Below are 23798 nucleotides of genomic sequence, written 5' to 3'. Positions count from 1 at the left end.
GTTTTTGTTTTTCTTTTATAATTTCTATTTTTTCACTATATTTGTTTTTTCTTTTAGCAATGATAGAGACTGTTTTTATAGCAATTTCCTTAGGGATTATTTTAGCTTTCACTATAGGGCCTGTATTTTTCATTTTGATAGAGACCAGCATTACTAAGGGGGCACGTTCGGCTTTGGCTTTTGATCTGGGTGCTATTTCAGGAGATGTATTTTTTATAGCTTTAGCCTATTGGGGTACCAGTAAGTTATCGGCTTATATAGAGAATAACCCCAATTTGTTCGTCTATGGAGGTTTGCTGATTATTGTATATGGCTTATTTTCTTATATTAAGGAGCGCCGTGATTTCAAGCTACGTCCTCCGCAGACTCGGATAGTAGCTATTAAGGAAGGTAGTTATTTTACCTATTTTTACAAGGGTTTTTTTCTTAATGTGATTAATGTAGGAGTGTTTTTCTATTGGTTGGCTACCATTGCAACTTTCTCTGCTCGCCCTGGTATGACCCCTACTCGTGTATTATTCTTCTTAGCTACTATATTGCTTACCTATTTGCTTACTGATGTATTAAAAATTCTCATAGCTAAGCGCTTACGTCATCGTCTTACCCCTACTAATATACACAAGGTAAAGCAAGGTATCAATATCTTTTTAGTGATTTTTGGAGTATTTCTTTTGATTAATGGATTCTTTCCAAACCTGATTCAAACGATTAAAAAGTAGTATTAATCATAAAAAAAAGTGTTCCACGTGGAACACTTTTTTAATAATCAATAATAAACTTAAACAACGAGTAAAGTAACCTTTACTTTTTTTCATTGAGTGCTTTCACTATATCGGCAGTAATATCTTTGTCTGCTTTTCCATAGTGCACGCTACCTCCGTCATTGGCGCCCAATATGAAGTCATAATCATGTTGTTTGCCATAGTTTTTGATGAAGCTTTTGACTTTCTTTAGGAGGGTATCCATTTTGGTACGGCTTTCTTCTTGTATAGCTTGTTCTTCTACCATGAGTTGTTGTTGTAGGAGTTGGCTTTCTTGAGCCAGTTCGCTATACTTTTGTTGTGCTACTGCGGGGGCTAAGCTCTTAGCTTGTGCTTCGAAGGCCTGTGCTTTCACTTGGAAGGCCTGTGAGATGCTATCACGCTTGAGCTGGTACTTGTTGATTTTCCCCTTGAGCATTGCTTCCAAATCCTTTTTTTCTTGATATTCATCTAAGAGCTTGCTGTTATCTACATAGGCAATTTTTTGACTTTGCTGACAAGCAGCGAGGCTCAATACGAATGCTACACCTAAGATGACTTTATTCATAACTATATGGTTTTTACATTATTTCTCAAATTCAGGTACAAATGTACGAAAGTTAATGAAGATTCTATTTTTATTTAACAAAACAGTTAGGAAAAAAATGGATATTTAACTTTTGTACTCCTTACTCCTTGCTTTTTGCTTTTTATTTTATTATGCTCAAAAATTTTGCTTTCAGAAATATATCAAATTTCTATTTTCTTTTTATTTTGATATAAGATTACACTGGATAGTAAAATCATTTAAAAAATACTATTTAAAATTGTTTTTTACTTTTTTTACCTATCTAAGATGAGATAATCTTGAATTTGTCATAGTAAGAGTTGCCTACAAGGCTATAAGATATCTACAAATAGGTATATAGAAGAAAAATTATAGCTTACTTATAGTCAATTATATTTAGAATGCAAATAAAATACGAATAAATAAGGCAAGGAATTTATTCCTAATTCGTTTTCTTTCAAGGGCTAATTGCCATTAGCCCCTACACCTGCTCATGCTAATTTTTCGAAAATCATTCCTGTTTGACTATAAGTCGAACTTACATTAACGTGAGTTCGATATAACGAAAGCTCCCTCGGATTTTCACGGATTTCACAGATTTTCTATGTTTGTGTAATTGTGCTGTTGCGATTTACACAGATTTTTATAAGGCCAAAGGCCTTATTTATCCGTGGAAATTAAGGAGTTATACTTAGTTGTTGTATCATTCTCTCCGTGAAAATCCGTGGAATCTGTGGGAGAAAAATATAATTTTGCTTATGTCGAACTCGCGTTACATTACATTGAGAAATGGTATTTTTGAGATATGATTTATAGTATTTCTACAAGATGTTGGCTAAGATAGTTCAATTGTTCCACGTGGAACAACTTTTTACCTTTTACCTTTTACTTTTAAAAGGTATATGAGTGATGAGTATTCTCCTGTCCTTAAGGCTGAAAGATTAGAAAGTAGTCCATGGTAAAAGCCTTTTATAAAGTTCATTTTCCCTGACTTGTATTTTTCTGAGAGTAGGCTTACATAGAAAGCATCGAAAAGCATAGGTTTTACCCCTATAAGTTCGAAACCTTTTTCTTCGAAGAGTAGCCGAATACTCTCTTGAGAGAAGTGCCATAGGTGTCTGGGTACATCATAGGCAGCCCAATAAGAGCCATAATGCTGGGCATCTCGGCTTAGGTAATTAGGTACTGCAATGACTAATAACCCCTCTTTTTCTAGGTGATTCTTTAGAAATATAATCTGTTCTTTCAGCTGGGGAATGTGTTCTAAGACATGCCAAAGAGTGATGACATCGTATTTCTCGGTAAGTTGTTCTTGACTTTCGTATAAGAAAACTCCCTTCTCCCCTGCCCTATCACGAGCCTTGGCTTCAGGCTCTACTCCTGTAGCATACCAGCCTCGTTGCTTAGCGGTGCGAACAAAATCTCCTGTACCTGCTCCTATATCTAGGAGTTTGCCTTGAGGTACGTACTGTTCTACAAGGTGTATTTTTCTCTGTAAGGTGTAGTGTTTTACCCATTGGTATAGTTTTTCAAAAAGGCCTTTATTTCCATCGGTATGGGAGATATAAGCCTCGCTTTGGTAGTAGCTACCTAAGTTTTCAGGAATAGGTGTGGTGCGATAGAGTTTGTAATGGTCATCATATTCCAGTGCAAACGTCTCTCCACTCACACTGTGGTCTATTACTTTCATAGTTTTGAGTTCTTAGTTTTTTGCATGCTTAATTTTTTACCTTCAATTTTCACTTTTCTATTTATTTTTCACTTTCTACTTCTCTCTGCTGATTTTTTCTCTTTCAGAAACATATCAAATTTCTATTTTCTTTTTATTTTAATATAAGTATTCATCAGGTAATAAAATCGTTTAAATTTACCTTGTTAGAATTGTTTTTTACTTTTAAGATACGATTTATTGAATCTTTACACAAGTCTGACTACTCAATTGTTCTACGTGAAACAGTTAAGTGAATAACGAATAGTGATTAGTGAATAACGAATAGTGATTAGTGAATAACGAATAGTGATTAGTGAACAACGAATAGTGATTAGCGAATAACGAAAGTATATATTAACGTGAGTTCAACCTAAGCAAAGTTATATTTCTTCCCACAGATTCCACAAATTTTCACAGAGAGAATGATATAATTAAGCGTAACTCTGTAATTTTCACGATAAATAAAACATAAGCTCTTATAACAATCCGTGTAAATCGCAGCAACACAATTACACAGACATAGAAAATCTGTGAAATCTGTTAAAATCAGTGAGAGCTTTTGTTATATTGGACTTACGTTATTTTAGCTTCACTTTCCATTTTTTGCTTCTCTCTACTGATTTTTTCTCTTTCAGAAACATATCAAATTTCTATTTTCTTTTTATTTTGATATAAGTATTCGTCAGCTAATAAAATCGTTTAAATTTACCTTGTTAGAATTGTTTTTTACTTTTAAGATGTGATTTATTGCATCTCTACACAAGTCTGACTACTTAATTGTTCCACGTGAAACAGTTAAGTGAATAACGAATAGTGATTAGTGAATAACGAAAGTATATATTAGCTTCATTTTTCACTTTTCACTAAATAAACTTCTTTGAGGTAAAAGGGTTCAAAATATGCTATATCTTCAAAGGCTTGTGCTTGGTATTTTTCCAAGGCTAAGCGACCCATCTGCTTAGCAGAAGGAAATTTGTTCTCCCAGAAATAAGCATTCTTATGCTTACAAATAGCTTGAAACTTAGTGATTCCATCTCCTAAAAAAATGGTTTTTCCTTTGTTAAGATAAGTATCAAATGTACTTTCTGTAAGAATTTCTGCCCGCTCCCCTAGTATAGGGGAAAAATCATGACTATATACGGCAGTAAAAACCTCCATCCTACGAGCATCTATCATAGGAATAATATATTCAATATCTGTAAATTCATAAGTTACCTGTTCGGCTAAGATACGCAAGGTAGGCAAGGCTATCAGGGGTATATCCCAGCCATAACATAACCCCTTGGCAGTGGCTACCCCTATACGCAAACCCGTATAAGAACCAGGTCCTGCACTGATGGCTATAGCCTTGATAACCTTAGGCTGGAGGTTACTTTCCTTGAGTACTTGCTCTATGAAAACATGTAGGTTTTCCGAATGGGAAAATTGTTCCGTATGCACCTCTCGAATGCTTACCAATTGTAGGCCTTCAAAGAGCGCTACCGAACAGTTCTTACCAGAAGTTTCTATACACAACAGCATTATAGTTTTGAGTTTTAAGTTCTAAATTTTAAGTTGCTACGTGAGTTCGACGTAAGCAAAATTATATTTTTTTCTCCCACAAAGCCAGCGAGTGCCCACAGCTGGGTATGTGAAACACGGATTTTCACGGAGAGAATAAAATAACTAAGCGTAACTCTTTAATTTTCACGAATTAATAAGACCTAAGCTCTTATAACAATCCATGCAAATCGCAGCGACACAATTATACAGACATAGAAAATCTGTGAAATTCGTGAAAATCAGTGGGAGCTTTCGTTATATCGAATTCACATTATTCACTCTTCACCAGCGCCAACCCGCAAAAGTACAAAAAAAACAGCAAGTACAGATGACTTGCTGTAATTTTTTATCTTTAGAATTAATTGTTCCACGTGGAACAGTTAAGAGAGAAATGAATAGTGATTAGTAAAAAATGAAAGTACTTGCTGACTTTACTTTTCGCTATTTATTTTTCACTTTCCGAGTATGTTATCAAAGAAAAGTAACATGTGTTTGGTACAATATTTACCATATTTGCTAAAAGTTTCTTGGGTTTCTTTATCGGGTTTCCAGTCAAGGAAAGCATGGTTAGCACCTCCTACTTGTAGGTATTCTACCCTTTGTCCTGCCTTGATAAGGGCTTTGGCATAGCTCTCTACTTCTTCATTTTTGATAAGCTGATCCTCTGTACCACGAAGTAGAAAATAAGGTACTGCCCTACCCTCTGGTATATAGTTAATAGGAGCTACTTCCTTCAAGAAAGGATAATTAGCAAAGCGCTGAGAAAGCATCTGCATACTGAATACTCCATAACTAGGTGCTACCCCTTTGATGCTTTGGGCAAGCTTCTGCTTGATCTCCTCTATACTCTTCCCTTTAGGCATATAGGTAGGGGCAAACTGGAAAGTGTTCTCTATCTTGTTGAAACTCTTATCCCCTAATCGCTCTACAAAATTAGCTACAGAAGCAGCAAGATGCCCCCCTGCACTATCTCCTGTAAGGAAGATGTTATTGCTATCACCCCCATACATGGCAGCATTTTCGGTAATATGTATCACCGCTCCATATACATCTTCTATGATTTGGTGTAGTGCTGTAGGCTTCTTATCCCCATCAAGATTATCCATCCAGCGATAATCTATATTGAAAACTACATAACGACCACTATTGGCCAACTCACGGGCGAAACCACGCATAACCTCCTCGCTGTTGGAACTCCAGCCACCTCCATGAATGATGATAATACAAGGAAGTCTGTCCTTGCCCTTGGGAGCATAAATATCGTATTTCAGTGCCTTAACACCTGGCTTGGCATAGACAATATCTTGGATAACCCTGAGGTTCTCTTCCGTTTCTTTGGGAACAAAAGAATAGCCTATGTTCATTTCCTTATCTACCTTTACCTTAAAGGATGATTGCATAGTCTCGTGGTATTGCACATAACCATCTTGTATGGTTGCATAATAGCCACCATCGGGTATATAGCCCTCATTAGCAGTAGCACTTATAGTCAGGGTAGTTCCTCGCTTTACGATGCCATCTTTGGGTAGCTTAGGACTCACGGTATACGAACCATTACGCGCCTCATCAAGGGTTATTTTGAATTTCCTCTGTGCTTGTAATCCCATACTAAAGAGGGATAATGCACCTAATAATAAAATTTTCTTCATTTGTTTTTGTAGTATTTATCTTTATGAATTTTAAGTTTTTTACTCAGACCGCAAAGGTACAAAAAAAACAGCAAATATTAAGAATATCTGCTGTTAAAAAAAATTTTTTTAGTAAAATGAACTCTTGCAGACTAGTCATTAGTCACTATTTAAGTACATCATCAAAAAAGGCAAGCATCTGATGGGTATAGTATTTGCCGTATTTGTCAAATGTCTCTTGGGTTTTTTGGTCAGGTTTCCAGTCAAGGAAAGCATGAGTAGCACCCCCTACTTGTACATATTCTGCTTGAGCCAATCGACTCTCTGTATATTGTTATAGAATAGTCTTGGGCTATGATAGAAATAGTTATTATAGAAAGCACAGAAATGACTAAAATTTGTTTTAAAATTACTTTTATGTATATTTGAGTATCTACTTGTTGAATAGTTGTAATTTGTATAGAAATTCTCTAATAGTAATTGGGATTATCTGAAAAGTGATTGTGGTTAGTTTTCAGTGTTTAACCACTAACCACTATTGACTAATTTCGTTTGTACTTAGCAGTACGGGCATCTTTGATAACCCCTTTCCAGTTGAGTCCAAAACCAAAATCATATACATTGCCTTCGCTGTCCTTGTGGCACTCCATGTCAAAAGGTACATCCTCAAACTGTTGCTCTACCATCTTCATGTTGGCAGGCATCTGAGTGGGGAGCAAGGCAGAAGGCTCTACCTTACCAGAGAGAATTTCTAAAAGGGCTTGTTCGGAAGTACCGAAGTTAAGCAAGATACCATCTACCTGTTTTTCAAACTCATGGAATACCATAGGACGAGAGGCGGTGATGGAAACCACCACTGGTTTGCCTTTCATCTTTTCTTTGGTTTCCAAGATGTTGTATAGGTCGGTGATGTTGGAAGCATTGGCCATCTTGCCTTTGTAAGAACGGTCGGTCACCTGTGGAGCAATCACTTTATCCCCTGCGGCTATACTATGTTCGCGGGCATACTCAGCAGTATAGGTGTTGTACTGTAGGGAGATAGGAATATAACCATTCTCTCCTGCCTTGAAGAGTTCGTCGTTATAACCTGGGTGATTTTGGGTAGGGCTCTTAACAAAAACAATAGCAAGATCAGCCTTATTGGGATCATCGGTTACATTGAAATACTTCTTCACATTCTCTATATTCACAGGGTAAGCTATGTTGCCTTCGGTATATACACCCCACCAGTTGCGTTGAGGTTCGTTATACACTTTAGGGATATAGACGGTTTTCTTCTTGTCAATAGGCAATACCTGTCCTTTGTTCTTGAGCATGATGATGGATTTGAGCTGGGCATCGTAACCTGCTTTCATGAACTCAGGATTTCCTACAATCTTAGCACTTTCCTCTGGGTTGAGGTATGGATTTTCAAACAGACCCAAGCGGAAGATGTTGCGCAATAGGCGTACAGCCGATTTCTCAAAACGTTCTCTCATATAGGCTTCACCATGTTCTTTCACCCCTATCTTATAGGCTTCTACCACAGGAGCCACCATGTTGTTACCACCAAATTGGTCTACTCCTGCCTCCAAAGCCTTGTAGTGAAGCTGTGGCAAGTCTAAGTCTTCTACCCCCCAAGGCTTACCAGCAAAGCCCCCTGGTGTGCTTGGTTCCTTGGCAACGATGAGCCAGTCGGTACATACCACCCCGTCAAAGCCGTATTTGTTGCGCAATAGGTCGGTTACTATGTATTTGCTAAAGCCATTACCTACATTCTCATGGTTTTTGGTATCTTGGTTATAGGAAATAGTGTAGTAAGGCATCACCGCAGAGGCGGATTTGGTCTTGCCATGGAGCTTAAAGGCACCTTCGGTAAAAGGTTTTTGGTGCATCTCGAAGTTTTTACCTGGGTATACAGCATACTTACCATAGGCAAAGTGGGCATCACGACCACCTTCGCCAGCACCTCCTCCTGGGAAGTGCTTGCTCATGGCATTGACACTCTCAAAGCCCCAACCATCTTTGATTTCGGCCTTACCTGTGGAGGTTTGGAAACCATCTACATAGGCACGTGCCATATCGGTAGTCAGCTCAGGAGACTCGCCAAAGGTGAAGACCATACGATTCCAGCGAGGTTCCGTACCCAAGTCTATCTGAGGGGAAAGGGCTGTGGTGATCCCCATAGCGCGGTATTCCTTGGCAGCTATTTCACCAAACTTCTGTACCACAGCAGGGTCAAAGGTGGCGGACATAGCCAATCCATCAGGCCAAAGAGAGATACTTCCTCCTGCTCCTGCATTGTATTCGGCCGTTACCAAGGTGGTATGGCGTGGGTCGGAAGAGATATTCACTGGAATACCCAGCGGTAGGCTCTCAGTGGTACGCTGTAGGTTGTTGCTCCATATGGCTGCATCCTTAGGAGAGGAGACAGTAGTGATCAGCACATGGCGTACATGGTCGCGGTCTAAGAAGACTTTTTGCTGGTCGGTAAGGTCGGAAGCTTTGGCACCACTCTCGGCAAAAGGCTTACCTCCATAGCTACTCTTGCGATAGCCATCAGGAGGGCCAGGCAAGGCTTGGTGGTTACTGTAGAGCATAAGCCCTGCAATTTCCTCTATGCTCATCTGCTTGGCCAAGTCTTTGGCACGCTCATCTACCGGTAGGCGCCAGTCTTCGTACTTGTCCAACTTGCCGTTTTTGTTTAGGTCTTTGAACTGCTTTCCCCCTACGGTGAGGATCTTCACCCCTGAGGTAGTACTATACCCTAGGGTAGCGCCCTTTTTCTGGGTAATGTACTTGATGTCAGCCTCTTGCGCTAGGACACTTACCCCTACGGAGAGACTCAGTGCTAAAAGAATATTTTTTGCTTTCATAAAATGACTAAAACCTAAAATTCAATTGTAGTTCAAAGGTAAGCGGACGTATGTAAGAACCTGTAACTAAGCTACCTTCAGCATCTTGTATGTTATCATAAGGGATTTCTGAATTGGCAATACTGGTGGAGGCTCCTGTCTGGTTGAAGATATTCACCACATTGAAACCAAGGTTCAGGTGCTTGTTGATCTCATACGAAGAGGAGAAGAAGGATTCCCAACGGGGTTCTACAAAGAACTGATTGGTAGGGCTTACATATTGTTTGCTGAAATAGCGGAAGTTAAGTCCGAAACGGAACTTATTGATGCTATACGAAGGGTCTATTTCCATCAGTACCTTGGAGATACCTGTTACGATATTGTTGTTATAACTGATAGCGCGTCCGTTGAACGGATTCGTCCAGCCATAGTTGTTATACTCAGGGTTTTGCAAGGTAAGTAGGTAGTGCAATTGGAAATTATCAAAAGGCTTGAGTACCATATCGGTAGTCCAACCCACAGTTTTGATGTCGTAATGTACAGAAACCACTTCAGAACGAGGGCTGTTGCGGTCGGAGATACTTAGGCGGGTTTGGTAATTGTTACGTGTAAGGGTAGATACTTGTGATACCAAGCTAAGCCATTTGTTGTTATAGTAGATACCACCAGCTAAGAAAGGTGTTTTAGTCTTAGCAAAATCAGGTGTATAGGCACCTGAGTAGTTTTCCAATTGGCCGTGTTTTTCCTGATAAGTGAAGTTAGCCAATAGGCCAAACTCAGGCGTGAGTTTTACCACCGCACGTAAGTCTCCGTTGAGGTGGTACCAGTCGTGGTTAAAAGTAGTAAAAGGTTGGTTTAGCACTACATTTGCCCCGCGAGGTTGCAAGCTATAATCACCTTCGAGCTTGTGGTACTGGAAGTTAGCTCCATAAGAGAGGTCAAGCCAAGGGGTTGTATTCCAGCTGTCGGAGGCATAGGCGGTAATCTTAGTTTCATACCCGCTGTGGTATTCTGCTCCTACGTTGTAGTCAAAGAAGGGATCAGTAGTGCCATCTCGGCGCAAGATGCGAGGTTGCTTCTCTACAGAGTGGAAGAGGAAAGAACGATCTTGGTGGTAGTTATCTTCCTTGTAGTACTGACCCAATACCCCAAAGCGCCACTGGTGGTTGTCCGTCTTTTTCTCTGCCCATAGGCGGGTCATCCAAGTAGTGGTAGGGGTTTTAGGAGAAAGAATAGCCAACATACGCTGTACATACTCTCCTGTGTAAGGGGTACCGTCAAGGTAGCTATAACTATCGCTGCCCCTTTTTACAGAGCCTGCTGGTAGTGGAATAAGGGCGGAAGATTCTGCATAACGAATACGAGTGGAGTGCTTAAAGAACCAATCATTACCCAAGTCATTCTTACCAAAGAGGTCAAAGGTATGGGAGAAAGACCAAAGCGGAGAATCACTGCCTGTATAATTGGCGCGATAAGGCTCACCTGTAAGAGCATTCTTGAAGATGATATACCCATCGCTGATCATATACGAGTCGGTACCGATGCCTATGCCATTGTATTCGCTTACCTTACCGTCGGTATGATAAATAAAAGGGGCGTAATGATTTATCATTCTTGAACGAGCAAACTTATAACCAAAGTTAATATCGCTTTTCTCATCAAACTTGTAAGTCAGTACGCCTCTGAATATTTGAGTATCATCAATAAGTCGGGAGCCTTTGTGCTTGGCCTCTCCTGGGTCGCCAGTAACCAATGCTCCTATAGCATAGTGCCAATGGCTTTGCCCAAAGCGACCATTAAGATTCACGTCGCCTAAGTAATAACCGTGGTGATTACCCTTGAGCAGACCCTCTATCTGGGTCCTGTCACCCCCTGTTTTGGTATAACTATTAACCGCATAACCAAAGTCCCCAATGGTAAGGGTGGATTCGCCTACCGAGATAAGCCCACGCATATTCAAGCTCTGTGAGGGTCGCCAAGTACGCGAAGGCAGCTCAGGCCAAAAATAATACACCACAGGGAGGTCATTCTCCAATACGGTAATACCTCCTACAGAAGAAGGCAGTCCAATATTTACTTCGCGAGGCCCTGAGTTGGAGGAAGCATTGAGCATTACATTGCGGTTTTCCTCGGTATCAGGTGTCTTTTGTTTGTTAGAGAGACTATCTTTCTCTTGAGCCATCAGTGGAATCCCCATAAGGGCAGTGGCTAGTAAAAAATAACTACGTTTCATACATTAAAAATTTTATTTTATTTGACCTCAAAAGTACAACATTTTTTTGGAATAAAAGAAAAATATACAAAAAAAATTTGCACAAAAAGGAATTATATGTATGAAATTAGTAATAAGTGACTAGTGACAAATTCTACTGTGATATATCTGTTTGTCACTTGTCGTTCGTCACTTGTCATTTGTCATTATTTCCCTATCTTTGCACTCAAAACAAATCACATATTGGCACATCGACTCATAGATAAATTGACACATTGGCGCATGGGCAAATTGGCCTATTGGCTCCTTCTTCCGCTGCTCTTATGGGGTGGGTTTCACCTCTTTTTCTATATAGATACCCAAGAGGAAGAGCGGCAGGTGGCTAAAAACAAAGACCGCATACGCCTCTCCCCTACCCAACTGGATTCTCTTCGCCCAGGGGATATTATCCTTAGAAGGGGTTATGGCTTCTTTAGCGATATGATCTCCCAAAGGCTTAATGATGGTAGGTTCGATGTTACCCATTCGGGGATTCTCTGCCGTCAAGGGGGCAAGTGGTGGGTTATTCACTCCCTCTCCTCCGATGTCAGCGAAACGGACGGCATGCAGCAGCAACCCCTTTCTACCTTTCTGCAATACTCTATGCCTGAGAAGATACTCGTGGTACGCCCCCAAGGACTGACCCGTGAACAAGGCCTCAAGGTAGTGGAGCGCGCTCGCTATTACCTACAACAAGGGGTGCCCTTTGACCATCGTGGCGTGATAGATGACCCCAGTGAGCTCTATTGTACCGAACTGATTTACCAGATATTGGACAACGACCTACATTACCTCTCCTTCCCTCAAGACAAAAAGCAACGTAAAGACGCCTTCTACTCCATGACTACCCTCTATGATCCTAAATATTTTAGGATTGTGATAAACACCTATAATCAGTAGTCAGTAGTTAGTTCTGACCACTGTCTTCTGACTACTGATCACTATCTTTCATAGAGAGTTCCAGCCAGCGGTCGCCTTTCTCCTCCAGAAGGGCAAGCACTTCGCTGAGGGTTTGGGATTGTTCTTGTAGCTCCTCAGTGGAGAGAGTGGCTTCGGTAAAGAGAGCTTCTATGGCTTGTTTCTGTGCTTCCAGCTGGGCAATTTCCTTCTCCAAACGGGCTAATTCGCGTTGCTCACTTTGGGAAAGGGGACTATTAGCACCACGCCAAGAGTTCTTTTGGGCAGGGGTTTTCTCCTCGGTTTTGACGGTTTCCTTAGGGGTAGATTGCTCATAGACAAAGTAGTCGGAGTAGTTGCCAGGGAAGTCCTGTACCTCTCCCCCGCCCTTGAAGACAAAGAGGTGATCCACAATCTTATCCATGAAATAGCGGTCGTGGGAGACAATCACCAAGCAGCCCTCATAGTCCAAAAGGAATTCTTCCAAGACATTGAGCGTAACGATGTCAAGGTCATTGGTTGGCTCGTCCAGAATGAGGAAGTTAGGGTTCTGAATTAGGACCGTACATAGGTATAGGCGCTTGCGCTCTCCCCCACTGAGCTTTTCTACATAGTCGTATTGCTTCTTGCGATCAAAGAGAAAACGCTCCAAGAGTTGTGCCGCTGAGAGGGTGCGCCCCTTGAGCAGTGGAATATATTCGCCATATTTCTTGATCACATCTATGACCTTCTCCTGTGGGTTGATCTCAATGCCCTGCTGGGTGTAGTAGCCAAATTGTACCGTCTCCCCTATGATGATTTTACCTGCATCGGGGGCAATTTTGCCTGTGAGCAGGTTTAGGAAGGTACTCTTGCCTGTACCATTCTTGCCTACAATACCTACCCGCTCGCCCCGCTTGAATACATAGGAGAAGTGGTCAAGGATCGTTTTCTCAGGGAATTTCTTTACCACATTGTGCAGCTCCACAATCTTGCTTCCCAAGCGCTGCATGGCAATCTCCAGCTCTACCACATGCTCGCGGCGGCGCTTCTGGGCTTGCTCCTTGATGATCGCAAAGTCGTCAATACGCGATTTGCTCTTGGTAGTACGCGCCTTGGGCTGCCTACGTATCCAATCCAACTCACGTACATATAGGTTTTTTGCCTTTTCTTGAGAGGCTTGCTCCTGCTGTAGGCGTTGTTCTTTTTTCTCTAAAAAATAGCTGTAATTTCCTTTGTAGCTATAAAGGGTACCCTCGTCCAGTTCCACAATCTCATTGCAGACGCGCTCCAAGAAATAGCGGTCGTGGGTAACCATGAAGAGCGTCATTTTCTCCTTGGCAAAGAAGTTCTCCAACCACTCAATCATCTCAAGGTCAAGATGGTTGGTAGGCTCGTCAAGGAAGATAAGGTCGGGCTTGCTGATGAGCACATTGGCCAGTGCCAATCTTTTGCGCTGACCTCCTGAGAGGTGCTTGATGGGCAAGTGCAGGTCAGTGAGTTTCAGCTGGAAGAGGATTTGCTTGTATTGGGTCTCGAAGTCCCAAGCCTCATGCCGCTCCATAGCCTCAAAAGCCTTTTGGTAGGCTGCTTCGTCTTCGGGGTGTTCGAGGGCATGTTCGTACTGCTGAATGACCTTCAGAATAGGGTTTTCCTCTTGGAAGATATAGTCTTCTATACTTAAATCCTCAGGCAGTGCAGGCTCTTGAGAGAGAAAGGCTATTTTTAGTCCCTTGCGAGAGACTACCTGCCCTGTATCGGGCGTATCTTCTCCAATAAGGATTTTTAACAGCGAACTCTTCCCTGCTCCATTCTTAGCGATAAGGGCTATTTTTTGGTCTTTGTTGATACCGAAAGACACATTTTCGAAGAGCACCCGCTCCCCATAGGCTTTGGATATGTTTTCTACAGATAAATAATTCAAATTGAGGGCATTTTAAGAGTTTGTTATTAGTCTTTGAGAAAGATTACTTCGTCTTTTACAGGGATATGTTGTTCTATAAAATAGGCTTTTAAGGCTTCATAATCCTTATATTCAATCCACAGATGTAGAATGCGACCTTTCTCTTTTGTGAATAAGTCTAAGAAGGGCTTACTCATTTTATATCTCTCCTCTGAGAGATTGAAAAAATAAGCCATTTTGATAACATCTTTCTCCAAAGAATATAAAATCTGTTCTTTATAATGTATTTTTAGCCTCTCACCACGGATAACGAGGGTGTATAAGGTGTACTTGTACTCTTTGAAAATCATTATGAGTGTATAAATGATTATCGAAGTGGTAGCTACTACCAGAAGAATACGTAACAGAAAACCTATTGGGTCAAGAGTGTCTGTTAGAAAGCTATGGCTTACGCCACTAACAAAAAAAGTAGTTAGGGCGAGTATTAATATTCTGTTTCCCCATTCCATAGCAGTAAGGCTCCTTCCTTGGATAGTTAGGTGAGTCATAAGTTTCTAACTTTTTGAAAGAAGTTGCTTGGCGTGTTCCCTTGCTGATTCGGTAATATCCTTTCCTCCGAGCATCTGGGCGATTTCCTCTATGCGCTCCTCTGGGCTAAGCTCTTGGAACTGGGTAGTGGTGCGGCCTGCGATGTCAGTTTTGTATATCTTGATATGTACATCGCCTTTGCTGGCTACCTGTGGGAGGTGAGAGATGGCAAAAACCTGTCGGCTCTGGCTCATCTGCTTCATGATTTCCCCCATTTTGTGGGCTATCTCACCGGAGACTCCCGTGTCTATCTCGTCAAAGATGATGGTAGGCAGGGCAATCTTGGTAGCCAGCAGATGCTTGATGGTGAGCATGATACGAGAGAGTTCTCCGCCAGAGGCGGTTTTCTTAAGCAGCCCGAAGTTGCCCCCTTTGTTGGCTGAAAAGAGGAAGGAAAGACTATCGTTGCCCTTGGCTAAATACTGCTCGGTAGGGGTCAGGCTGATTTGGAATTGAGCATTGGGCATACCCAAGTCCTTAAGGGAGGCCTGTAGGCTCTTGGTAAGGGTAGGCAAGACCTTTTCACGTGCCTTATGGAGCTTCTGAGCAAGGGCACTTAGGCCTTCGAGGGCTTTATCTACTTCCTTTTGGGCTATTTCTATATCCCCCTCTATGTTTTCCATTTGGGCGACTTTCGCCTCAAGAGCTTCCTCTATGGCGATAAGTTCCGATACGGTCGTTACTTTGTGCTTTTTCTGTAGGTCGTAGAGCTTTTGGAGCTTCTTCTGTACGCGAGCGAGCTTTTTGGGGTCAAACTCCACATTCTCCGCTAGGTCATACACCTCGCGGGAGAGGTCGTCCAGCTCTATATACACCGCATCAATACGCTCATAGAGTTCGTTGTACTGGGGCGAATAGCTGCTCAGCGTAGAAAAGAGCGAGGAGAGATCACGCATCTGGGTCATGATGCCCTGCTCCTCCTCGGCCAGCAGATTGGCCGCCTCGGTGAGGTTGTCCCTGATAGTCTCACTGTTGGAGGCTTGGGTATAGAAAGCCTCTAGCTCCTCTTGCATGCCTTCTTCTAAATCAATCTCTTGCAGCTCACCCAAGACAAAGGTATTATAATCGTGCTCCTTCTGGGTGTTCTCCTGGAAGTCCTTGAGCTCTTGTAGCTTTTTGGCTTGTTGTTTATACACCTTTAGGGCGGCTTGGTATTGTTCCAGCAGTGGGGTGTTCTCGGCCAAGGCGTCTATGAGGAAGAATTGGAAATCCTCCTCGCTGAGCTGTTGGGTATCATGTTGGGAATGGATATCAATGAGCGCCTTGGCTAGCGTAGAGAGTACGTCCAAGGTAACAGGGCTATCATTGACAAAGGCACGGGACTTACCCGAAGGGAGAATCTCTCGGCGGATAATGGTTAGCGGTTCATAGTCCAGCTCCTGCTGCTTGAAAAAATCGGCCAAGGCATAGTTCTCTATGGCAAACTCGGCCTCCACTACACACTTTTCCTCCTTGTTTCTCAAGGCACTGAGGTCTGCTCTACGGCCTAAGACCAAGGCAAGCGCATCCAAGAGGATAGACTTCCCAGAGCCTGTCTCCCCTGTGATAATAGTAAAGCCCTTAGAGAAATGAATCTTGATGTCCTCAATAAGGGCAAAGTTCTTAATAGCTAATGATTGTAACACGAATTCAATGATTAATGACAAGTGACTAGTGACAAGTGACTAACTACCAATCATTAGTCACTTGTCACTAGTCATTAATTAAAGGCTTCCTATAAAAAAGATTCCATAGCACTCTTGGTTTTCGCTAAGGTGCAAGAAGTCCTTGAGCTTAGGGCCAAAGGCAGGGGAACCCCAGTAGCAGCCTAGCTCATAGGCGGTGCATAGCAGATACATGTTCTGTACAGCCATAGCCACGGCAGCGACTTCCTCCCACTGGGGTACCTTACCGCTGAACTCCACTGAGATGGAGATAATCGTATCGGTCTTGGCTACCTTTTGGGCAAGGGTATCGTAAGTCTCCTGAGAGAATTTCTCCGCGGGCACATGTCCCTTATAGAGGCGTTGGAGTTCGGCTCCTAGGGCAGTTTTCTCCTCTCCACGGAAGGCTTTCAGACGCCAAGGCTTGGTTTTCTTATGGTTAGGGGCATAAGTGGCGATGTCCAGAATATCGTCTATCACCTCCTGAGGTATAGGCTCCCCAGTATAGTCCGCAGGGAAAGTACTCTTGCGGGCTTTGATGATGTGTTTTACTAAGGTTGCAGTAGTATTCATGATTATTAGGTTTAATGCCAGCAATGATCAATGCCAGCCAAATAATTATGGGTGCAAATATACAAAATTTAACGGGTAATGATTAATGATTCACGGTTAATTTTTTAGTTAATGTGAGTTCGATATAACGAAAGCTCCCACAGATTTTCACGGATTTCACAGATTTTCTATGTTTGCGCAATTGTGCTGTTGCGATTTACACAGATTTTTATAAGGCCAAAGGCCTTATTTATCCGTGGAAATTAAAGAGTTATAATTAGTTGTTGTGTTATTCTCTCTGTGAAAATCCGAGGAATCCGTGGGAAAAAATGTAATTTTGTTTACGTCGAACTCACGTTAGTTAAGAAATAAAGGAGTCTGAGCAATAAAGAGTTTAAGCCCGCTAATCCCCACTCCCCCACAACCCACAAATCAGAAACTTTTCTTGACTTTCCCTCTAAAATATCGTACCTTTGCATTTGTTTTAGTTACCAGTGGTCAGAAGTCAGTGGTCAGAGGTCAGAAGTCAGAGGTCAGAGGTTACTATTCACTATTCGCTGTTCACTATTCACTGTTCACTGTTCACTATTCACTTATTATGCGGCAAGCAAAAGTACTTTACAAAGGTGCCCTTTCGGGGGTAGTAACTCAGGGAGACGACGGGGCTTTCCGTTTCGTCTATGATCCCTTGTGGCTGGCCGATACTAAAGCACCTCCCATCAGCCTTGCCATGCCTAAGCAGGCGGAGCCTTATACTTCAGAGGGGCTGTTTCCTGTGCTGTTCAACCTATTGCCTGAGGGGGAGAATAGGACACTGCTTTGCCGTGCCTTTCGGTTAGACCAAGATGATGACTTTGGCTTGCTTCTGTGTATAGCTAAGCATGATACCATTGGCGCCATTACCGTTGCAGAAATCAAAGAAAATGAATAAGCTACCCTCTATAAACGTATGTCCTGCTCTGCTCACACAAGGCTTCCATACCTATAGTCCTGAGGCACTCCAGCGATTGTTTGCACAGGCCAAGGTATCTCATTTGTTGCCTTTTGCCTTGCAGACCTCCCAAGAGCGCTTTTGGGAAAACAGAAAAGCCATGTCCCTCTCTGGCTATCAAGACAAGTATTCCCTTGTCTTGGAGGGAAATCGGCTAAGCCTAAGCCAAGCAGGCAAGAGAGGGGGCTATATCCTAAAGCCTATCTCCCCCATGCCTAAAAATCGGGAGTTTGCTCCAGCGAACGAACACCTTACCATGCAACTCGCCGCACAGGTATTCGGTATAGAAACAGCAGAGAATGCTATGATTTTCTTTGCTGATGGTGCGCCTGCTTACCTTGTTAAGCGCTTTGACATAAGCCCCTCTGGGGATAAGTTGGCTGTGGAGGACTTCGCTTCTCTACTGGGCAGAGCTCCACAAACACATGGAGGGAATTACAAATACGACGGTAGTTATTACGAGTTGTTCCAAGCCCTCAAGCAGTTTCTCCTTTCTTGGGAGGCACAGGCCGAGCGCTTATTTCGTTTGCTGCTCTTTAACTACCTCTTTTCCAATGGAGATGCTCACTTGAAAAACTTTTCCTTGATAGAGGACGGCCATGGCAGCTTTCGCTTAAGCCCTGCCTATGACCTGCTCAATACAAGGCTGCATATAGAGGACACCGATTTTGCTCTTACCGAGGGACTACTGCCCAAAGCACAAGGAAGTATTCGCCAGCAATTCATTGCTTTAGCCAGCGCGGTAGGTCTTGACAGCGAATGGACTCTAAGTACCCTCGAGCAGATGACCTCCCACAATCAAGAAGTGGAAACACTTGTGAGCCGTTCCTTTCTTAGCCCACGCCTCCAGCGCAATTACTTACAAGGCTACCAAAGGAGGGTAAAGAAAGTGAAGTTATAAGAAACTGATTTACATATTCTTATGTTTTAATTATCACCTTTTTATCTTTTATTTATTCTTAATACAAATAAAAAACGTATCTTTGCGGTTCTAAACATAATTAATTTATTGAACTATAAAAAGACGTTTTATGAAAAAATTTCTTCAACGAGCATCCCAGATATGGCTTCTTGCCATGCTAATAACTTTAGTGGGTTGCAAGAAAGACGAACTTACCCTTTATGGGAAGAGTTTTGCGCTGAACAATCCCGAACTGACCACAGCGCTCAAGGCAAAGGGATTTACCTTTGAGGGGAATGACATCGTAATTGATGATAAGCTCTGGAACCTCACCTCCCTTGACCTCTCTGGTTCGGGAATTAAGAGTATTTCGGGGATTACAATCTTCAAGAACTTGCAACAGGTGAATCTCTCCAATAATGCTTTGGGGAAGGTCTTTGACTGCTCATTACTTCCTGAGAATATACAGCAGGTAGACCTAAGCGGCAACCCTATTTATGAGTTTAAGAACTTGCGCCCTTTGCAAAAACTTGTACTCCCTACAACTGCTCAGTATGATATGGAAAGCCTTCCTGCCTATGCCAAGGCTGCTAAAAAAACAGATATCCAGATAGTCAGCAAGGACGGTTCCTTGCAGAAATACACTACCCTACGCGAGGTGCCTGATCCTACCCTACTTGCCTTGCTCAAAAAACTATTTCCTAGCCTCATCGTAGGAGATAAGATTGATATCAGCAGGCCAATGCGGACAGCCGAACTGTCAAACCCTATCGTCATAGAACAATATCACTATGATCCTACAGGCTTGGAGGTAGATAAAAGTAAAATAGAAAAGCTTGATGGTTTGGAATACATCATCAACCACCCTCACTATGCAGGAAATATACAGATAGAGATGTCCGAAGAGAAGGAAAACACCTTACCTTACTTGAAAATAGGCAAATATACAGAATTGGTCTCTTTCAAATGGGTGAATACCCCCCTCTTAGACCTCTCTCAGGCAGAGAACCTCAATATCTTAGGGCTTTCACATAATAAAGCTATCAAGCAAATAGACCTCTCTCATAGCAAAGTATTCCTACAAAGAGGAGAGAAAAGTATTTTCTCAGGATTACTTGGAGGGGATATACTTAGCTTAGGAGATTGCCCCGCCTTGGAAAAGATAAACTTACCAGAGCTAAGTAAAGCTAAAAATCCTATAGGGGTATATATGATTTCCCTAATAGCACTTCCTAAGTTACAAGCCTTTGATATGAGTAAGTTACAAGTGATTAATAAACTTACCTTGGGAGCACTGCCTACAACCAAGATTACTTATCCTATCCAAATAGCTTATTTTACAAATAATGGAGAAAGAGATGACCAAGCGGGAGAACTTGATTTTGCCATTACCCAAGATATCTATGAAAGAGAGGAAACCAAAGCCTTTATCCAAAAGTATGACGGAAAAGTAACACCCGATAGAGGAGAGCTTGGAGAATATGATCTGGATAACTACGACTGGGTACAAGCTCAAGAAAACCAAGATGAAGACTAACTTTTTAAAATATCTCATGATGAAAAAAATAATATCCCTCTTATGTATAGCTTCCTTTGTAATAGGAGCTGTCTCATGTAAAAAAGAAGAACAACACCAAGAAATTGTCCGAGAGGATAACAGAACGGCTAAGGTAATCCAACAACTCAATGGTACAGTTATATTAGGGCAAGATGTCAAGATGGCGGGCGTGGATAAGAGCCGCCTTCAAGGAGGTGTACCTACCAAATTCCGATTCCGCTGGAAAGAAGCTGAAAAGAAAATGGAAATCCAAATTGTTAAAATACAGCCTGGTTCTATGCCTTTTGCTATTGGAGTGACTGCCAATGCGACCCTGATGGAACTCTCCTCTTGGGAGAAAAACGAATATCCTGAAGCAGGCTGGATAAAGCTCTTTGACGATAAAGGAGAGGTAACTCCCTACCTCAAGGACGATGACCCTGCCAAGCCTAAACCAGATGGTGCAATGATCATGATTGGTTTCTACAATGTTAACACACAAGAAATTGAGTTTTCTATCAACTACAATATGATGAATGTAGTAGGCCATGTCTTCCGCCAAAAGATAGATGCGGCTCGTCTGAAAAATTTTGACGAGGAATACGACGCCTATGAAGAAGCCCTTGCCGAATGGAAGTTAGACCATGGGGACGAACAGCTACGCGGTAAGACTTACCAATATACCGTGGAGTTCCTCGGTGAAAGCAAAACCCTGCCTGCCGCTACCCTCTCCTACGAAGGGAAAACCACTCAGGTAGATTTGCCTATACATTTCCAATGGGAAGGCGGCACAGAATATACCAATGTTACCAAGCGTATGCGCATTACTCTGCCTAAAACCTTGGTAGGGGCTAATAATATCCAGATTTCGTTTGATGCATCGGCTCGTTTTGCTTATCCTACCACTAAAACCGAACAGGAATTATACCAAAAAGCAGGAATAGAGGGTGAGATTTTTTCTCATTATGTCTTTACCAAACTCAAAGCAGTGAATGTAGCTACTACTATTTGGAATGCAGAAGGTACCCAACAGCTAAAAACCTCTAACAAAGGGGAACTACGCATCATTACCCGCTTGAAAAAAGATGCTCCTTCTATTCGCTTGGCTTATGTCAACAAAGAACTGGGCTTATCTATCACCTCTCCTATCATTCCTTTAGAAGGAGGTTATGATTCTTTTTATTAGAAATGAAATATACAATATTCTTATTTCTCTTTGCTATTTATTTGCAAAGTTATGGACAACAAATACGGCTACGGGTGCTCGATGAGAGCACCCGTGAGCCTATTGTGGCAGCAGTGGTAAGCTATACGGAACCTGCCTATAGTGATAAGCTACAACACAGCGTAGCCGATGATAAAGGGGTAGCACTACTGAAAAAACATAAGGAAGGTGCTCTGTACTACCAGATACAATCATTGGGCTACAAGGCAAAGAAAGGAACGCTTACCGAGCAAAAGGATATAACCATATACCTCTCTCAGGAGACAACAGCGCTAGCTGGCACTACCTTTACAGCCAAGTCGGACACACCCTTACGCCCTATCAAGGAGACGCCCACTGTGGTACAAGTAATTACAGGAAAGCAGCTTGTAGAGGCTGGCTATAGCAATATCCAACAAGCCCTGATGCAGGAAACCCCTGGTATGAATATCCAGAAGGTAGGCTTCGGTAATGAGATAAGTATGCAGGGGCTTGATGCGCGCCATATCCTTTTCCTAATGGACGGAGAACGTATGACAGGTGAGATGGCGGGGAACTTGGATTATGAGCGCTTTAACCTACATGCAGTAGAGCGTATCGAGGTGATCAAGGGGGCGTCCTCTACGCTCTATGGCTCACGCGCCGCAGGGGCGGTGATTAACATCATTACCAAGAAAACAAACAAACCTCTGAGCATTACCGTAGGTTCGCGCCATGCCCAGATGAATGAGCGCAATTACTACAATCCCCAACCACGTGATTTTCTCTATATGTTTGAGAAAAATGCCGATAAGCCCAACTTGCAATCATGGGTATCTGCTGGGGCTAAAATAGGAAAATTCACTACCCAGACCGATGTGTGGTTCAGCAGCCAAGACGCTTATTACCTCTATCAAAGAGAACCCGACCGAAAGGTATATACCCATGAGGCCAATCCATTCCTCACAAAAGATACTATAGTACAAGCTGCCTTTCTGCGCCCTCCCATGGGTATAGAGGGAGTGGAACACTTAGCGGCTTCACAAAAGCTCTATTTTGAAACCAAGGATTTTAGCCTACAACTCTATGGGACAGGCTTTCTGATGAACTCCTATGATATGGTAAAAGACTTGTATTTCTCACAAACAAAGGATTTCACAGGGGGTGCGAAGTTCTCTTACCACTGGAAAGATTTCCTGACCCTACATGGAACTTATCATACCGATTTCTATGAGCGCTATAAGCGACATGAGCGCCGCGATGAGGATAAGAAAGTATATGATGCCAAAATTATGCAACCGAGTCTGAGGCTTACCTCTCAGTTTTTTAAAAAACATGACCTTATTCTAGGGATAGATTATTTTCAGGATGACCTCACCAGTGACCGCTTCGCTTCTCATAGGATGCTTACCCGTGGGCTTAAGGAATGGGAGTTCTTCTTCCAAGATACGTATTCCATTACCCCACAATGGCAAGTGGAAGCGGGCTTGCGAACCAATTATAGTTTGCAATTTGGACTAATGGCACTGCCCAAAGTGGCCATGAAATATACTCCTGATGAGGCACTTGCTTACCGACTTAACTATGCCAAAGGCTACCGTTCGCCCTCTATTAAGGAGTTGTTTTTCAATTGGGATCACTTGGGCATGTTCCAAATCATAGGCAATGAGATGCTACAACCCGAAAAAAACCACTATTTCTCTCTTGGAGTGGAATATGCCGTACCTGATTTCTTTATATCGGGCAACGCCTTTGTCAATCAGTTCTATGATAAGATAGAGGGTGTCTGGAAGATATATGAGTTTCAGTACAATTTCGAATATACCAATCTCACCTCTCAGCGTTTGCTTGGCTTTGATCTGCTCACCCGCTGGAAGATACTTCCTGCCCTAACGCTCAATGCCTCTTATTCGTATGTAGATGTAAGCAAAACCAATGGCTTACAAGTCAATACGACCTCCCCTCATGCTGCCACCGCAGGCCTTGAATACAAGTGGTACCGAGATGACTATGACTTATCGGCTAACCTGACAATGAGCATGATGGGCAAAAAAACCTTTGATGTACAAGACCGCATCACCATACAAGAGCGCGAGAGATCAGGTGGAGGAACTCGCATACGCCCTGTGAGTAAAGAGGCTTACTTTCGTTGCGAATTGCCTGCCTATGCCCTGTTTAACTTCAATGTACAACAGCACTTTCTTGGGCACTACAAGCTAAATATAGGCGTCAATAATGTTTTCAACTATGTGCCTTCTACCTTGGGTTCGGGAGTTACTATGTTCAATATTCCTGCTACAGCTGGCCGCAGGTGGTTTGCACAAGTAGAGATTGATTTTTAAAAAAATAT

The 23798-nt window shown here is 42.3% G+C and carries 18 protein-coding genes; 7 read left to right on the top strand and 11 right to left on the bottom strand.

Annotated features, from left to right (window positions below; all coding sequences use genetic code 11):
- Positions 1-59: 59 nt before the first annotated feature.
- Positions 60-719, top strand: coding sequence for a LysE family translocator (locus HMPREF9331_RS10425; protein WP_016420905.1), 660 nt, complete (start codon positions 60-62; stop codon positions 717-719).
- 82 nt (positions 720-801) lie between these two features.
- Here the strand turns inward: HMPREF9331_RS10425 and HMPREF9331_RS10420 are convergent, their stop codons facing one another.
- The 7 genes from HMPREF9331_RS10420 to HMPREF9331_RS10390 all read right to left on the bottom strand — a co-directional run bounded on the left by HMPREF9331_RS10420 (position 802) and on the right by HMPREF9331_RS10390 (position 11256).
- Positions 802-1308, bottom strand: a complete 507-nt coding sequence (locus tag HMPREF9331_RS10420; protein WP_016420904.1) for an OmpH/Skp family outer membrane protein — start codon at positions 1306-1308, stop codon at positions 802-804.
- An 871-nt stretch (positions 1309-2179) separates the two neighbouring features.
- Complete coding sequence (locus HMPREF9331_RS10415; RefSeq protein WP_016420903.1) at positions 2180-2998, bottom strand: class I SAM-dependent methyltransferase; 819 nt, start codon at positions 2996-2998, stop codon at positions 2180-2182.
- An 867-nt stretch (positions 2999-3865) separates the two neighbouring features.
- Positions 3866-4540 (bottom strand): tRNA (adenosine(37)-N6)-threonylcarbamoyltransferase complex dimerization subunit type 1 TsaB, encoded by a 675-nt coding sequence (gene tsaB, locus HMPREF9331_RS10410; RefSeq protein WP_016420902.1) that lies wholly within the window; start codon positions 4538-4540, stop codon positions 3866-3868.
- A gap of 473 nt (positions 4541-5013) precedes the next feature.
- On the bottom strand, positions 5014-6210 hold the full coding sequence (locus tag HMPREF9331_RS10400; protein ID WP_016420900.1) for an alpha/beta hydrolase: 1197 nt from the start codon (positions 6208-6210) through the stop codon (positions 5014-5016).
- Positions 6211-6355: 145 nt separating this feature from the next.
- Entirely contained in the window at positions 6356-6505 is a 150-nt protein-coding gene (locus HMPREF9331_RS12995; protein WP_234945881.1) for a hypothetical protein, read from the bottom strand.
- Positions 6506-6731: 226 nt separating this feature from the next.
- Entirely contained in the window at positions 6732-9044 is a 2313-nt protein-coding gene (locus HMPREF9331_RS10395; protein ID WP_016420899.1) for a glycoside hydrolase family 3 protein, read from the bottom strand.
- A gap of 7 nt (positions 9045-9051) precedes the next feature.
- On the bottom strand, positions 9052-11256 hold the full coding sequence (locus HMPREF9331_RS10390) for a TonB-dependent receptor (RefSeq protein WP_016420898.1): 2205 nt from the start codon (positions 11254-11256) through the stop codon (positions 9052-9054).
- 222 nt (positions 11257-11478) lie between these two features.
- On the opposite strand from HMPREF9331_RS10390, the gene HMPREF9331_RS10385 reads away from it, so the two are divergent.
- Positions 11479-12174 carry a YiiX/YebB-like N1pC/P60 family cysteine hydrolase gene (locus HMPREF9331_RS10385; protein ID WP_016420897.1) on the top strand — a complete coding sequence of 232 codons (696 nt, stop codon included), beginning with the start codon at positions 11479-11481 and terminating at the stop codon, positions 12172-12174.
- 31 nt (positions 12175-12205) lie between these two features.
- Here HMPREF9331_RS10385 and HMPREF9331_RS10380 read toward each other — a convergent pair whose 3' ends face one another.
- The 4 genes from HMPREF9331_RS10380 to HMPREF9331_RS10365 form a co-directional block, all read right to left on the bottom strand.
- Entirely contained in the window at positions 12206-14074 is a 1869-nt protein-coding gene (locus HMPREF9331_RS10380; RefSeq protein WP_016420896.1) for an ABC-F family ATP-binding cassette domain-containing protein, read from the bottom strand.
- A 26-nt stretch (positions 14075-14100) separates the two neighbouring features.
- Positions 14101-14601: a hypothetical protein gene (locus HMPREF9331_RS10375; protein ID WP_016420895.1), complete on the bottom strand. Its 501-nt coding sequence runs from the start codon at positions 14599-14601 to the stop codon at positions 14101-14103.
- 6 nt (positions 14602-14607) lie between these two features.
- Positions 14608-16266, bottom strand: coding sequence for a DNA repair protein RecN (recN, locus tag HMPREF9331_RS10370; RefSeq protein ID WP_016420894.1), 1659 nt, complete (start codon positions 16264-16266; stop codon positions 14608-14610).
- Between the two features lie 78 nt (positions 16267-16344).
- Positions 16345-16857, bottom strand: a complete 513-nt coding sequence (locus tag HMPREF9331_RS10365) for a nitroreductase family protein (RefSeq protein ID WP_016420893.1) — start codon at positions 16855-16857, stop codon at positions 16345-16347.
- Positions 16858-17434: 577 nt separating this feature from the next.
- On the opposite strand from HMPREF9331_RS10365, the gene HMPREF9331_RS10360 reads away from it, so the two are divergent.
- The 5 genes from HMPREF9331_RS10360 to HMPREF9331_RS10340 all read left to right on the top strand — a co-directional run bounded on the left by HMPREF9331_RS10360 (position 17435) and on the right by HMPREF9331_RS10340 (position 23790).
- Positions 17435-17767, top strand: a complete 333-nt coding sequence (locus HMPREF9331_RS10360) for a HipA N-terminal domain-containing protein (protein ID WP_016420892.1) — start codon at positions 17435-17437, stop codon at positions 17765-17767.
- Complete coding sequence (locus tag HMPREF9331_RS10355) at positions 17760-18728, top strand: HipA domain-containing protein (RefSeq protein ID WP_016420891.1); 969 nt, start codon at positions 17760-17762, stop codon at positions 18726-18728. The genes HMPREF9331_RS10360 and HMPREF9331_RS10355 overlap by 8 nt, the downstream gene beginning before the upstream one ends.
- 130 nt (positions 18729-18858) lie before the next feature.
- Positions 18859-20265 carry a leucine-rich repeat domain-containing protein gene (locus tag HMPREF9331_RS10350; protein WP_016420890.1) on the top strand — a complete coding sequence of 469 codons (1407 nt, stop codon included), beginning with the start codon at positions 18859-18861 and terminating at the stop codon, positions 20263-20265.
- A gap of 19 nt (positions 20266-20284) precedes the next feature.
- A complete protein-coding gene (locus HMPREF9331_RS10345) occupies positions 20285-21451 on the top strand; it encodes a DUF4903 family protein (protein WP_016420889.1) in 1167 nt (388 codons plus the stop codon).
- Between the two features lie 2 nt (positions 21452-21453).
- Positions 21454-23790: a TonB-dependent receptor gene (locus HMPREF9331_RS10340; RefSeq protein WP_016420888.1), complete on the top strand. Its 2337-nt coding sequence runs from the start codon at positions 21454-21456 to the stop codon at positions 23788-23790.
- Positions 23791-23798: the final 8 nt, after the last annotated feature.

This window comes from Capnocytophaga granulosa ATCC 51502 (assembly GCF_000411115.1).
Classification (GTDB): domain Bacteria; phylum Bacteroidota; class Bacteroidia; order Flavobacteriales; family Flavobacteriaceae; genus Capnocytophaga; species Capnocytophaga granulosa.
The sequence above is the reverse complement of the archived record's forward strand: the minus strand, read 5'-3'. Positions and strand labels throughout refer to the sequence as shown.

Bases quoted from the DNA above. Each gene is read 5' to 3' on its own strand.
- HMPREF9331_RS10340 (WP_016420888.1), top strand. From the start codon at position 21,454: ATGAAATATACAATATTCTTATTTCTCTTTGCTATTTATTTGCAAAGT.
- HMPREF9331_RS10390 (WP_016420898.1), bottom strand. From the start codon at position 11,256: ATGAAACGTAGTTATTTTTTACTAGCCACTGCCCTTATGGGGATTCCA.
- HMPREF9331_RS10360 (WP_016420892.1), top strand. From the start codon at position 17,435: ATGCGGCAAGCAAAAGTACTTTACAAAGGTGCCCTTTCGGGGGTAGTA.
- HMPREF9331_RS10420 (WP_016420904.1), bottom strand. From the start codon at position 1,308: ATGAATAAAGTCATCTTAGGTGTAGCATTCGTATTGAGCCTCGCTGCT.
- HMPREF9331_RS10355 (WP_016420891.1), top strand. From the start codon at position 17,760: ATGAATAAGCTACCCTCTATAAACGTATGTCCTGCTCTGCTCACACAA.
- HMPREF9331_RS10375 (WP_016420895.1), bottom strand. From the start codon at position 14,601: ATGACTCACCTAACTATCCAAGGAAGGAGCCTTACTGCTATGGAATGG.
- HMPREF9331_RS10415 (WP_016420903.1), bottom strand. From the start codon at position 2,998: ATGAAAGTAATAGACCACAGTGTGAGTGGAGAGACGTTTGCACTGGAA.
- HMPREF9331_RS10365 (WP_016420893.1), bottom strand. From the start codon at position 16,857: ATGAATACTACTGCAACCTTAGTAAAACACATCATCAAAGCCCGCAAG.
- HMPREF9331_RS10425 (WP_016420905.1), top strand. From the start codon at position 60: ATGATAGAGACTGTTTTTATAGCAATTTCCTTAGGGATTATTTTAGCT.
- HMPREF9331_RS10395 (WP_016420899.1), bottom strand. From the start codon at position 9,044: ATGAAAGCAAAAAATATTCTTTTAGCACTGAGTCTCTCCGTAGGGGTA.
- HMPREF9331_RS10400 (WP_016420900.1), bottom strand. From the start codon at position 6,210: ATGAAGAAAATTTTATTATTAGGTGCATTATCCCTCTTTAGTATGGGA.
- HMPREF9331_RS10345 (WP_016420889.1), top strand. From the start codon at position 20,285: ATGAAAAAAATAATATCCCTCTTATGTATAGCTTCCTTTGTAATAGGA.
- HMPREF9331_RS10350 (WP_016420890.1), top strand. From the start codon at position 18,859: ATGAAAAAATTTCTTCAACGAGCATCCCAGATATGGCTTCTTGCCATG.
- tsaB (WP_016420902.1), bottom strand. From the start codon at position 4,540: ATGCTGTTGTGTATAGAAACTTCTGGTAAGAACTGTTCGGTAGCGCTC.